Genomic DNA, 12,764 nt, shown 5'->3' with positions numbered 1-12,764 from the left:
GCCCCCCCCGTGTCCTCGCGCCACAGAGCGACGGTAGGTCGGGGTAGCGTAGACGCAATGGAAGACCTGTTCGGGCTCGGGGCCGAGGATGACACTGAAGGCAGCGGGAGCACGCCGTCGTCAACACCGGGCGAACGTGGCGCGAAGGCCGCCCGCGATGCCCAGCGGAGCCCCCTCGCCGTGCGCATGCGCCCGCGCACCCTTGACGAGATCCTCGGCCAGCAGCACCTGCTGGGTGAGGGCTCCCCCCTGCGCCAGCTCGCGGCCGGCGCCACCTCTGGCGGCCCCACCGGGCCGAGTTCGGTGATCCTCTGGGGGCCGCCCGGGACCGGCAAGACAACGCTCGCCCACGTGATCGCGCGAGGGCCCGGCCGCAAGTTCATGGAACTCTCGGCAGTCACCGCAGGCGTCAAGGATGTTCGTCGCGTCATGGACGAGGCCCTCACCGCTCGAGACCTCCATCGGACCACTACTGTCCTGTTCCTCGACGAGATCCACCGCTTCACGAAGGCGCAGCAGGACGCGCTCCTTCCGGGCGTCGAGAACCGTTGGGTGGTGCTGGTCGCCGCGACCACCGAGAATCCCTCGTTCAGCGTCGTCTCGCCGCTCCTCTCGCGCTCCCTCCTGCTCACGCTCAAGCCGCTCACCGACACTGACATCGAGCGCCTCCTCGAGCGCGCGGTGACCGATCCGCGGGGCTTGGGGAGCGCCGTCGTGCTTGCGGACGACGCCGCCGACCACCTCGTGCGGCTCGCCGGCGGGGACGCGCGGCGCGCCCTGACGGCCCTCGAGGCCGCAGCGGCAGTCGCGCTCGGACAGGGTGGGGCGGGCGAAGAAGCGCCGGTGGTCGTGACGCTCGCGCACACCGAAAAGGCAGTCGACGCCCACGCGGTCCGCTACGACCGTGCGGGGGACATGCACTATGACGTGGTGAGCGCGTTCATCAAGTCGATCCGCGGGTCCGACGTCGATGCAGCGCTGCACTACCTCGCCCGCATGGTCGAGGCGGGGGAGGACCCACGCTTCATCGCTCGCCGGATCATCATCTCTGCTGCCGAGGACATCGGCATGGCGGATCCGACGGCGCTTCAGACGGCAGTCGCGGCGGCGCAGGCCGTGCAGCTCATTGGCATGCCGGAGGGGCGGATTGTCCTCGCCGAAGCCGTGGTGCACCTCGCGACGGCCCCGAAGTCCAACGCTGCATACAAGGGCATCAACGCGGCCATCGCGGATGTGCGCGCAGGCCTCGGCACATCGATCCCGGCCCCTCTACGCGATGCCCACTACGCGGGCGCGGAGCGGTTGGGCCACGGCAAGGGCTACATGTACGCGCATGACGCCCCCCACTCGGTGGCACGCCAGCAGTACCCCCCGGACGACCTGGTAGGCAAGGACTACTACGAGCCGACCGCGAACGGGGCCGAGCGCGACCTCCAGACACGGGTCGAGCGGCTCCGCGGAATCGTTCGCGGCACTTGAGCCTCCCACGCCGTGATAGGCTGGATGACCGTCTGGCACGTCCGGGCATGTGCTGCGTCAGCGGTGTGTGTCCTCGGTAGCAGAAGGCAGTCGCGGGCCAACGCTCTCCATCTCCGGAGGCCAGGATTCCTCCCGCCGCGACAGTATGAAAGGACACACGTGTCGAGCACTCGTGCCCGCCGTCAGACGCGCCTCTCGCGCTCTCTCGGCCTCGCCCTCACCCCCAAGGCCGCCAAGTACATGGAGCGCCGCCCCTACGGCCCCGGTGAGCACGGCCGCGCCCGCAAGAAGCAGGACTCGGACTACGCCGTCCGCCTTCGTGAGAAGCAGCGCCTGCGTGCCCAGTACGGCATCCGCGAGGCGCAGATGACCCGCGCGTTCGAGGAGGCCAAGCGCACCAAGGGCCTGACCGGCGAGAACCTCATCGAGCTCCTCGAGATGCGCCTCGACGCCCTCGTGCTCCGTGCCGGGTTCGCCCGCACGATCGCCCAGGCCCGTCAGCTTGTTGTGCACCGCCACATCACCGTTGACGGCAAGCGCGTGGACCGCCCCTCCTTCCGCGTCTCCGAGGGCCAGCTCATCGCCGTCCATGAGCGCTCCGAGACCATGACGCCGTTCCAGGTCGCTGCCGCCGGCGCCCACCGCGACGTGCTCCCGACCGTTCCCGGCTACCTCGATGTCAAGCTCGAGTCGCTCCGGGCCCGCCTCGTGCGTCGCCCGAAGCGCTCCGAGATCCCCGTGACCTGCGAAGAGCAGCTCGTCGTCGAGTACTACGCTCGCTGATCCGTCCTGCCCGCAGGGGCGGTCGTTCGTGATCAGGCCCGAGGAGCCCGTGGCGCATGCCGCGGGCTCTTCGCGTGTGTAAGGTAACGAGGGGGCGCGGGCAGGCCGCGCACGCCAGGAGGAGGAACCGTGTCCGGAGGCGACATTGCAGGGCTCATCGCGGCGGGAGTCTTTGCGGTGCTGGTGGCGCTGCTCGCGGTGCCCATCCTCAAGCTCGGAGGGGTTCTGGACGAGCTGCGATCCTCGATTCGGACCCTCGCGGACGGCGCGACGCCGGTCATGGACGAGGTGGCCATGACAGTCTCGACAACCCATGAGCAGCTCAAGAAGGTGGACGGCATCGCGTCCAACGTCTCGGACGCGACAGCCAACGTGTCCGCACTCTCCTCTCTGATCGCCGCGACCGTGGGCTCACCCCTCGTGAATGTCGCCGCGTTCTCCTACGGCGTCCGGTCCGCCCTCACCCAGCAGCAGAAGGCCCGTTGTCGTTCTGGCCGGCGCAGCCGCTGAGGCCGCGCGCCGTCCACAGAAAAGTGCCAAGAAGGGAAGCAGCCGTGAAGCGCATTGTTTGGCTCGGCGTGGGCGTGGCCATCGGTGTGATCGCTTACCAGAAGATCACTCAGGCCCGCTCTCTGGCCTCTCCCGGCGGCGTGAACCGGGCCGTCGCGTCGCTCGCCGACAGCGTGGCTCAGTTCGCCGATCAGGTCCGTGTCGGCATGGCCGAGCGCGAGGGAGAGCTCCGAAGAGGCCTTGGCCTCGAAGGCTAGCCCCGGCGCCTAGAATTGATGGAGGCATCCGGGCCCCCTGCCCGGGTGGCGGGCCGCGGGCGTTCGGCGCCGCGTCCACACGTAGAGAAGGTTGAAGCACACGCACATGAAGTCGCACGAGATCACCCGGCGCTGGATCGACTACTTCGTCAGCAAGGGGCACACGGCCGTGCCCTCGGCGTCGCTCGTCTCGCCGGATCCGTCGATCCTGTTCACGATCGCCGGCATGGTGCCGTTCATCCCCTACCTCACCGCACGCGAGGAGCCGCCGTTTCCGCGCGCCACGAGCGTGCAGAAATGCATCCGCACCGCGGACATCGAGGAGGTCGGCAAGACCGCCCGTCACGGCACGTTCTTCCAGATGTGCGGCAACTTCTCCTTCGGGGACTACTTCAAGGAAGACGCGATCAAGTTCGCGTTCGAGCTGTTGACCAAGGGCGTCGACTACGGCGGCTATGGCCTGCCCGCCGAGAAGCTCTGGGTGAGTGTCTACGAGGACGACGACGATGCAGCCAACCTCTGGCTCAAGCACACGTCGATCCCCGCTGAGCGCGTCCAGCGCATGGGCAAGAGCGACAACTACTGGTCGACCGGACAGCCGGGTCCCGCCGGGCCCTGTTCCGAGATCTACTACGACCGCGGCCCGGCGTATGGCCCCGAGGGCGGCCCGGCCGTGGACGACACCCGCTACATCGAGATCTGGAATCTGGTGTTCATGCAGTACCAGATCGAGAACGTGCGCTCGAAGGTCGATTTCGACATCGTCGGCGAGCTCCCGAAGAAGAACATCGACACGGGCCTCGGCATGGAGCGCCTCGCGATGATCCTCCAGGGTGTCGAGAATATGTACGAGACCGATCAGGTCCGGCCCGTGATCGACAAGGCGGCCGAGCTCTCGGGCAAGGAGTACACCTCCGCGGAGAGCGCCGACGACCCCCACCACACCGATGACGTCCGTATGCGCGTCGTCGCGGACCACGTCCGCAGCGCGCTCATGCTCATCACCGACGGCGTCACCCCGTCCAACGAGGGCCGGGGCTACGTGCTGCGTCGCCTCATCCGCCGCGCCGTCCGCGCCATGCGGCTCCTCGGCGTCGAGAAGCCCGTGCTCCCGGAGCTCCTGCCTGCCTCTCGCGACGCGATGAAGGGCGTCTATCCCGAGGTCGCGAAGGACTTCGACCGCATCAGCCGCATTGCCTACGGCGAGGAGAAGGCGTTCCTCCGCACGATTGCCGCGGGCACCGCCCGTCTCGACGACGCGGTCAGGCATTCGAAGGCCGAGGGCACGCCGCTCACGGGCGAGGAGGCCTTCACGCTCCACGACACGTACGGCTTCCCCATCGACCTGACGCTCGAGATGGCTGAGGAGGCGGGCGTCACAGTCGACGAGGCCGGATTCCGCACCCTCATGGAAGACCAGCGCCAGCGGGCCCGGAAGGACGCCAAGGAGAAGAAGTCCGGCCATGCGGACCTCACCCTGTTCCAGGAGCTCCACGCTGCCGGAGACACCGTATTCACGGGCTACACCGAACTCGACGGCGAGTCCCGCATCCGCGGCCTCGTTTCCGCCGGATCCCGTGTGGACCGGGCCGTGTCGGGCCAGGAAGTGGAGATCGTCCTCGAAGAGACGCCGTTCTACGCCGAGGCCGGCGGCCAGGCGGCGGACCGTGGCCTCATCAGCGGTGACGGCTTCCTCGTCGAGGTGCTCGATGTCCAGCGGCCCATCAAGGGCCTCTCCGTGCACAAGGCGATCGTGCGGGAGGGCGAGCTGAACACCGAAGCCGTGGTGCGGACCACGGTCGACCACGAGCGGCGCCACGGCGCCGAGCAGGCCCATACGGCCACCCATCTCGTGCACGCGGCGCTCCGGCAGATCCTTGGCCCCGAGGCCGTCCAGCGCGGTTCGTTCAACAAGGCCGGCTACCTGCGCTTCGACTTCGCGTGGGGGGAACAGCTCTCGGGTGCTGCGAGGAACGAGATCGAGGAGGTCGCGAACCTCGCGATCCGCGACAACTTCATGGTGAACACCGCCGAGATGCCACTCGCCGAGGCCAAGGCCGCGGGCGCGATGGCCCTCTTCGGCGAGAACTACGGGTCACGTGTCCGCGTCGTCGAGATCAATGGGCCCTGGTCCATGGAGCTCTGCGGCGGCACGCATGTGGACACGACGGCGCTCATCGGCAGCCTCACGCTGCTCGGTGAGCAGTCGGTCGGCTCGGGCAACCGCCGGGTCGAGGCATACGTCGGGCTCGACGCCTTCCGGCACCAGGCGGCCGAGCGCGCGCTCGTCTCTGAGCTGAGCGAGATGTTCAAGGTCCCCTCGGGCCAGCTCACAGAGCGGATCTCGGCGACCCTCGAGAAGCTCAAGACTGCCGAGAAGCAGCTCGAGCGGCTCCGCAGGGAGAAGCTCTCGGCGTCTGCCGCGGCTCTCGTGGGGACGGCCAAGGATGTCGGGGGGATCCGCCTCATCACGCACGACGCCGGCGAGTTGGGTTCCGGCGACGAGCTCCGGGCGCTTGCCCTCGACCTTCGCGGACGGCTTGGCGAAGGGGCGGCGGCGGTTGTCGTCGCGGGAGTCGCCAAGGGCCGCCCGGCGGTCCTCGTCGCGACCAACGAGCAGGCCCGGGCAGCAGGTGTGAAGGCCGGCGCTCTGGTCCGGACGGCGGCCGGCATCCTCGGCGGCGGCGGAGGCGGGAAGGACGACGTCGCCCAGGGCGGCGGAACGGATCCTGCGAAGATCGTCGAAGCGCTGGGGGCGGTTGCGACGGCTGTCGCACAACGCTGACCGGAGCTGCCTATGACTTCCCCCGATCTGTCAGAACACGGCGTCCCCCGCGGCGTCCGCCTCGCCGTGGATGTGGGCTCTGTGCGCGTCGGCGTCGCGGTCTGCGATGCCGACGGCATCCTGCCCGTTCCGCTCAAGACCCTCAACCGCGACCCCAAACGGAACAGCGACGTCAAGGTCCTCGTCAAGGAGGCGCACGCCCTCGGGGCCGTGGAGGTGTACGTAGGCCTGCCGATGACCCTCGCCGGCCGCGAGGCGCAGTCCGCCACCATGGCGCGGGCGTTCGCCGAACACCTCGCCGCCGCGCTGGCCGATGCTGACCTCGGCTGCGCCGTGCGTCTTGTCGACGAGCGCTTCACCACGGTGGAGGCCCACCGGAACCTGCGCGCCGCTGGCATGGATTCCCGCGAGCACCGTAGAGTGGTGGACCAGATGGCAGCCGTCGGCATCCTCCGGCATGCCCTGGACCTGATCCGCGGTCGCGGCGAAGCAGGCGAACCAGTTGGCGCCCCGGATCTGCGGAGTGGGGAAATCCGTAGCGACGACTCAGATGTGAGAGGCTAGCGAGGATGGACCCCCAGGAGAACACGACCACCGCCGTGCCTGACCGGCCCTTGACCCGACGCGAGCTCCGCGAACGGGAGCGCGCCCAGCAGGAGGCGCAGCAGCGGATGCTCGCGCCGCAGCGGCGGGCCTACCCTGCGCCCGGCTCGGCCTCACCGCGCCCGGGCACGGCCTCCGGTACGTCCAAGGCCGATCAGCGGAGCAGCGGAGCAGATCGCACCGACGCGCAGGCCTGGGCCTCCGTGCCGTCGCAGGTCCGGCCTCCGCAGGCCTCCTCTGAGCCGAAGCCCGCCCCGTCGAACCTCCACACTGACGGTGTCGACGGACCCCGCACGGCTCCGTCTGACCCGGGGACTCCCCATACCGGCTCGCACGGCGTGCACGGGCGGCGGCGTGCGCGGACTTTCGAGGCGGCAGAGACGGGCCCTCATGCGCCCACCTCTGCGGCAATGGGCTGGGGTTCCTACCCACCTTCCTCGGGCTCGACCTTCGCCCCGCCGCCAGCGGTCACCGCAGGCGATCCGGGCGCACCAGCTGTTCTTCCCGCGCCGGTCCCTGCGGCGCGCAGCCCGTTCGATGGGATCCCCCCGGTGGCGGGCGACCTCGAGGCGCGCGCAGTCGCCGCGCCGTCGTCCGCCCCAAACGAAACGCCGGGCCGCCCGGCTGAGCCGGCGGCGACGGCGTACTTCCCAGCCGTAGCCCAAGCGCCGCTGGCGACGCGCCCCGTGGCCCGCGTGGCAGCGCCCCAGGACGCGCCCATCCGCCGCAACGTCTTCCCAGCTGCGGCTCAGGCCTTCGCCCGCAGTTCAGCGCTCACAGCCGAGCCGGTGCACGAGCTCGAGCACGACTGGGACCGACACCCGGTGCAGGCGGAGGCCTTCCCGACGGACGACGGCGTCCACCCACTCGATGCGGCCTATCACGAGGCCCTCCCCGGCGACCACGGCGCCTTACTCCACGGCCATGGCACCGACGCCCATGCCTTCGAGACCGCCCACGGCGTGTTCGGCGAGCCCGTCGCCGCGAAGGTGCCGTCGCGCCGGGCGCGGCGGTTCCGAGTGCTGATCGGTCTCACGGTGGCGCTCGCGCTGTTCGTGGGCGCGGCTCTCATCGGCGTCGAATTCCTCAAGCCGATCCTCGGAATCGATCACGTGAAGGATTACTCCGGGCCCGGCAGTGGCTCGGTGGTCGTGACCGTCCAGGCAGGTTCGGGCGCCGCCGCCGTGGCCAGCACCCTGGAGAAGCAGGATGTTGTCGCGGACGCGGGCACGTTCCTCAAGGCGTTCGCGGGAGCGGGCGGCAGCCTCCATCCGGGTGACTACACCTTCAAGAAGCAGATGAAGTCCTCCGATGCTGCCGCCATTCTGGCGGGTACGGGGAATGAGAAGGTCATCTACTTCGCGCTGAGTGCGGGCATGCGCGTTGGCGAGTCACTGGATGCCATCGCCAAGGCAGCGGCTGCTGACCGCAAGGACCTGGACGCCCTCAACAGCAAACCCGGCGACTTCGGCCTGCCGGCGAAGGCGAAGAACCTCGAGGGCTACCTCGCACCGGGGGAGTACCGGTTCCCGGTGGGGACTGCTGCTAAGGACATCCTCGGCCATCTCGTCAGCGTGACTCTCGACAAGCTCAAGGCGGACGGCGTCACCGACCCCTCCAAGCAGTACGACGTCCTCACTGTCGCCAGCATCGTGCAGGCCGAGGGCGGCCGCGCCGACTACGGCAATGTAGCCGGGGCCATCTACAACCGGCTCAAGTCGAACGCCGAGACCAATGGGTACATCCAGTCAGACGCCACCGTGACCTACGGCCTGGGCAAGAAGAGCTACCACATCACCGATCAGGAGAAGGCGGACAAGGGGAACCCCTACAACACCTACGCCAATTCCGGCCTGCCCGCGGGTCCAATCGGCTCGCCCGGTGCGACCGCCATCGACGCCGCCTCGAAGCCGACCTCGAACGATTACCTCTACTGGGTGACGGTGAACCTCGACACAGGCGAGACCAAGTTCTCCAAGACGTACGCCGAGCACCAGGGGTACGCGCAGCAGTACGAGCAGTGGTGCCAGGCCAACGCGGGGAAGTGCCGGTGACGCTTCAGCGCGCAGCCGTGCTCGGCCACCCGATCGGCCACTCGAAGTCCCCCGTGCTCCACCGCGCCGCATACGGGATGCTCGGGGTGGACATCGACTACCGATCGTTCGACCTCACCGCCGAGCAGCTGCCTGCGTTCGCTGAGCGCGTGCGCACCGAGCCGGGCTGGCGCGGCCTGTCGGTCACCATGCCGCTCAAGGCCGCCTTCGTCCCGCTCGTCGATCGCGTTGAGGGGACCGCCGTCGAGCTCGGCGTCCTCAACACGGTAGTGATCGAGGACGGCGGCGGGGTGCCGGTGATGGTCGGGCACAACACCGACGTGGCTGGCATCACCGAATCTTTCCGCCGCGCTGGCCTGAACCGGGTCGAGGATCCTGTGGTGGTCGGGGCCGGGAACACCGCACTCGCCGCCGTGGCCGCGCTCGCCCAGCTCGGCGCCACCCAGGTCGAATTCCTCGTCCGGGACGCTGCGCGCTCCGGCGAGGCCGTTGCCCTGGCGGAACGGCTCGGACTTGCCGTCCGGGTTTCCGCCCTCCATGCCGGAGCGGTCCGCGTGTGTGCGGCAGACGCCGTCGTGAGCACGCTCCCCCCGCGTGCCGCAGATGGCCTTGCCGATCAGCTCGGTCAGCTCGCCCCGGCGGACGACGGCGCGCGGCGGGTCCTGTTGGACGTCGCCTATGATCCGTGGCCGAGCCGGCTGGCTGGGGCATGGGAGGAGAGGGGCGGCCTCGTGCTGCACGGTCTCGAGATGCTCGTGTACCAGGCCGTCGAGCAGATTGTCCTGTTCACGGGCCGCGAGGACGCCCGCTCGCGCGAAGTCATAGATGTGATGTGCGACTCAGTGGGTGTACCCCCGCGCGTCGGCTAGCCCTGGCGCGTGGCAGGATGGATGTCATGTTGCGTTGGTTGACTGCCGGTGAATCGCACGGCCCGGCACTCGTTGGCATCCTCGAGGGGCTTCCCGCTGGTGTGGAGCTCACGAGCGAGGACATCCGTCGGGCCCTTGCGAGGCGCCGTCTAGGATACGGCCGCGGCGCCCGCATGAAGTTCGAGCAGGATGAGGTCAGGATCCTCGGCGGCGTCCGGCACGGAAGGACCCAGGGCGGCCCCGTGGCCATCGAGGTGGGAAACACCGAGTGGCCCAAGTGGGAGCAGGTCATGGCGTCCGATCCGGTCGAGCCGGAGGAGCTCGAGGGCCAGGCCCGCAACGCGCCGCTCACTCGGCCGCGCCCCGGGCACGCTGACTTCACGGGCATGCAGAAGTACGGCTTCGACGAGGCACGGCCTGTCCTCGAGCGGGCATCGGCACGGGAGACTGCGACTCGCGTTGCGCTCGGGACTGCTGCCGCCGCGTACCTCGCGCAACTCGGGATTGCGCTCGTGAGCCACACAACCCAGATCGCCGGGGTAGCGGTCCCGGAGGATGCGCCGCGCCCCGCGCCTTCCGATGTGGAGGCGCTGGACGCCGATCCGCTGCGCTGCTTCCACGCCGAGACCTCCCGTGCCATGGTGGCCGAGGTCGACGCCGCCCATAAGGAGGGGGAGACGCTTGGCGGCGTCGTCGAGGTCCTTGCGTATGGGCTTCCCCCCGGCCTGGGGAGCTATGTCCACTGGGACCGTCGGCTGGACGCCCGCCTTGCCGCGGCCCTCATGGGGATCCAGGCCATCAAGGGCGTCGAGGTCGGCGACGGGTTCCGTACCGCGGCGCGCCGCGGTTCAGCGGCGCACGACGAGATGGTCCGCGACGAGCACGGCAAGATCGTCCGGTCCACCAACCGCGCGGGCGGCATCGAAGGGGGCATGAGCATCGGCGACGTCCTGCGTGTGCGCGCCGCGATGAAGCCGATCGCGACCGTGCCGCGCGCCCTGCGCACCGTCGATGTTGCCACGGGAGAGCCCGCGAAGGCCCATCACCAGCGTTCTGACGTGTGCGCGGTTCCCGCGTCGGGTGTCGTCGCCGAGGCGATGGTGGCCCTCGTCCTGGCGCAGGCCGTGCTCGAGAAGTTCGGCGGGGACTCGGTCGAGGAGACGCGCAGGAACATGGAGTCGTTCCTCACCGCGATTCCCTCTGCTCTCGATTCGGTGATCGGATGACGGCGGCAGCCTGCCGGCTCGACCGGCCGGTCGTACTCTTCGGCCCCATGGCATCGGGGAAGAGCTCGGTGGGCGTGGCCCTCGCGGGCATTGTCGGCGCCGAGTTCCTGGACACCGACGCGCTTGTCGTCGCGGAGCACGGGCCGATCCCAGAGATCTTTGCAGCACGGGGTGAGGAAGCGTTCAGGCAGGCCGAGGCCGAGGTGATTGCGCGCGTGCTCTCGAGGGGCCACCCCGGAGGGCTCGTACTGGCACTCGGCGGGGGGTCGGTGCTGCGCGAGGAGACGAGGGCCCGGTTGGGGAACGTCCACCGCATCTACCTCAGGGCCTCCTGGGACGAGGTAGCGCCCCGGCTTGCGGGCAGCGCCGACCGGCCGCTCTTGGCAGGGGACGCCGAGAACAGCTGGAAGTCGCTGATGGACACACGCCGCCCCGTCTTCGAGTCGCTCTCGACGCTGAGCGTGGATACGGGCCATAGCAGCGCGGCCGAGGTGGCCGCACTGATTGCGAGCACGATTGCGGCAGGCGCCTGCCGCGTCGACGAGGGAGCCATTGCATGAGCAGCGACGCTGCCGTCATCAACGTCACAGGGAGCACCACCCCCGGCGAGAACTACGACGTGGTGGTGGGGCACGGCCTACTCGACCGGCTCGCCCCGATCCTCGGCGAGCGGGTCCGCAGGGTGCTCGTGATCCATCCCCGAGCCCTCCGGGCAACCGGGGACATGGTACGCGAGTCCCTCGAAGCCGAGGGGTTCACCGCGCTCACGGCCGAGATCCCCGATGCGGAGGAGGCCAAGCACGTCCAGGTGGCCGCGTTCTGCTGGCAGGTCCTGGGCCAGAACGACTTCACCCGCTCGGATGCAATTGTGTCGGTAGGCGGGGGCGCCGTCACCGACCTCGCGGGATTCGTCGCGGCGACGTGGCTGCGCGGCGTACGCGTAGTCCATCTGCCGACCAGTCTGCTAGGGATGGTCGATGCCGCGGTGGGCGGCAAGACCGGGATCAATACGGCCGAGGGGAAGAACCTCGTCGGCGCCTTCCACCCTCCGGCTGCAGTCCTCGCGGACCTGGACGCCCTCGCCACGCTGCCCCGCAACGAACTTCTCTCCGGAATGGCCGAGGTGGTCAAGTGCGGATTCATCGCAGACCCCGTGATCCTCGACATCATCGAGCGGGACCCGGAGGCCGTGGCCGATCCGGCATCCCCAGAGGTTCGCGAGCTCATCGAGCGCTCGATCGCCGTCAAGGCGAAAGTAGTATCGGCAGACCTCAAGGAGGCCGGGCTCCGGGAGGTACTCAACTACGGGCACACCCTCGGCCACGCGATCGAGCTCGCCGAGCGCTACTCGTGGCGCCACGGCGCCGCTGTGAGCGTCGGGATGATGTTCGCGGCGGAGCTCGCACGCAGCGTGGGCCGACTCCAAGACCATGTTGCGGACCGTCACCGCAGCATCCTTGAGTCCCTCGGTCTGCCCACCTCGTACCGCGGCGACCGTTGGCAGGCGCTCCTTGACGGTATGCGCCGCGACAAGAAGTCGCGGGGAGACCTCCTGCGGTTCGTCGTTCTCGACGACGTCGCCAAACCCAGCATCCTCGAAGTGCCGGACACGTCACTGCTCTTCGCGGCGTACCAGGAGATCTCGGAGGGAGCTGCCGCATGACCGGCGACAGCCGAGAATGGCCTGCCGCCGGGTTCCCCGGCGTCGCGATCAACCCGAAGACGCTCAACACCGAGGTCATCGACGAGGAACGCTGCCAAGAGGCCCTCGACACGAGCAGCGACCCCCGCGACCGGGCCCTGGTCGAGCTCGCCCGCGGGCACGTCAACGCCGCCGCCGAGATCCTCATGGAAGCGCGTTATGCCGACCCGGAGTCCTTCCGCCTCAAGATCCTCGAACTCGATGTCCTGCGCGCCGGAAACCGGAACGACCGTGCGGTCGAGCGCGCCCAACAGCTCCTCTCCGAGGAGAAGGGCACCCCCAACGAGGCGGCCGTGCTCCATTACCTCGGCAAGATCCAGTTCTCTCGCGGCAAGTACGCTGCGGCGGTGAAGGCGTTCTCCGAAGCCCTCGATCTGCGGGTTGCCTCCGCTGCCGACGCTAGCCTCATCTACATGGCAACCGTGGCACTCGGCCGCGCGCGGGAGCTGCTCGGCGACGAGCAGTGACGCTGGGCCCTGCCCGTCCGGTTAGAATG

Annotated in this window: 12 protein-coding genes; all 12 read left to right on the top strand. The window is 69.3% G+C overall.

The genetic code is table 11. The annotated features are described in order from the left end of the window. The first annotated feature begins 57 nt into the window (after positions 1 to 57). Complete coding sequence (locus LF262_RS01805) at positions 58 to 1,479, top strand: replication-associated recombination protein A (protein ID WP_235778580.1); 1,422 nt, start codon at positions 58 to 60, stop codon at positions 1,477 to 1,479. A 159-nt stretch (positions 1,480 to 1,638) separates the two neighbouring features. Beyond that, positions 1,639 to 2,262: a 30S ribosomal protein S4 gene (gene rpsD / locus LF262_RS01800; protein ID WP_235778579.1), complete on the top strand. Its 624-nt coding sequence runs from the start codon at positions 1,639 to 1,641 to the stop codon at positions 2,260 to 2,262. A gap of 129 nt (positions 2,263 to 2,391) precedes the next feature. Continuing rightward, positions 2,392 to 2,772 carry a DUF948 domain-containing protein gene (locus LF262_RS01795; RefSeq protein ID WP_235778578.1) on the top strand — a complete coding sequence of 127 codons (381 nt, stop codon included), beginning with the start codon at positions 2,392 to 2,394 and terminating at the stop codon, positions 2,770 to 2,772. A 44-nt stretch (positions 2,773 to 2,816) separates the two neighbouring features. Then, the gene (locus LF262_RS01790; protein ID WP_235778577.1) at positions 2,817 to 3,029 is read left to right on the top strand and encodes a hypothetical protein; all 213 of its coding nucleotides are present in this window, start codon (positions 2,817 to 2,819) and stop codon (positions 3,027 to 3,029) included. A gap of 106 nt (positions 3,030 to 3,135) precedes the next feature. Continuing rightward, positions 3,136 to 5,814: an alanine--tRNA ligase gene (gene alaS, locus LF262_RS01785; RefSeq protein WP_235778576.1), complete on the top strand. Its 2,679-nt coding sequence runs from the start codon at positions 3,136 to 3,138 to the stop codon at positions 5,812 to 5,814. A gap of 12 nt (positions 5,815 to 5,826) precedes the next feature. After that, on the top strand, positions 5,827 to 6,378 hold the full coding sequence (ruvX, locus tag LF262_RS01780; protein WP_235778575.1) for a Holliday junction resolvase RuvX: 552 nt from the start codon (positions 5,827 to 5,829) through the stop codon (positions 6,376 to 6,378). Positions 6,379 to 6,383: 5 nt separating this feature from the next. Next, entirely contained in the window at positions 6,384 to 8,471 is a 2,088-nt protein-coding gene (mltG, locus tag LF262_RS01775; protein ID WP_235778574.1) for an endolytic transglycosylase MltG, read from the top strand. Next, complete coding sequence (locus LF262_RS01770) at positions 8,468 to 9,340, top strand: shikimate dehydrogenase (protein ID WP_235778573.1); 873 nt, start codon at positions 8,468 to 8,470, stop codon at positions 9,338 to 9,340. The genes mltG and LF262_RS01770 overlap by 4 nt, the downstream gene beginning before the upstream one ends. A 26-nt stretch (positions 9,341 to 9,366) precedes the next feature. Next, the gene (aroC, locus tag LF262_RS01765) at positions 9,367 to 10,566 is read left to right on the top strand and encodes a chorismate synthase (RefSeq protein WP_235778572.1); all 1,200 of its coding nucleotides are present in this window, start codon (positions 9,367 to 9,369) and stop codon (positions 10,564 to 10,566) included. A 47-nt stretch (positions 10,567 to 10,613) separates the two neighbouring features. Then, the gene (locus LF262_RS01760; protein ID WP_235778571.1) at positions 10,614 to 11,126 is read left to right on the top strand and encodes a shikimate kinase; all 513 of its coding nucleotides are present in this window, start codon (positions 10,614 to 10,616) and stop codon (positions 11,124 to 11,126) included. Further along, entirely contained in the window at positions 11,123 to 12,229 is a 1,107-nt protein-coding gene (gene aroB, locus LF262_RS01755; protein ID WP_235778570.1) for a 3-dehydroquinate synthase, read from the top strand. The genes LF262_RS01760 and aroB overlap by 4 nt, the downstream gene beginning before the upstream one ends. Then, positions 12,226 to 12,735 carry a tetratricopeptide repeat protein gene (locus LF262_RS01750; protein WP_235778569.1) on the top strand — a complete coding sequence of 170 codons (510 nt, stop codon included), beginning with the start codon at positions 12,226 to 12,228 and terminating at the stop codon, positions 12,733 to 12,735. Before aroB ends, LF262_RS01750 begins: the two co-directional genes overlap by 4 nt. Positions 12,736 to 12,764 lie beyond the last annotated feature (29 nt).

Origin of the sequence: Sinomonas notoginsengisoli, from assembly GCF_021554725.1 — a bacterium.
GTDB classification, from domain to species: domain Bacteria; phylum Actinomycetota; class Actinomycetes; order Actinomycetales; family Micrococcaceae; genus Sinomonas; species Sinomonas notoginsengisoli.
Note: the sequence above shows the minus strand (reverse complement) of the source record. Positions and strands in the feature narration are given on the sequence as shown.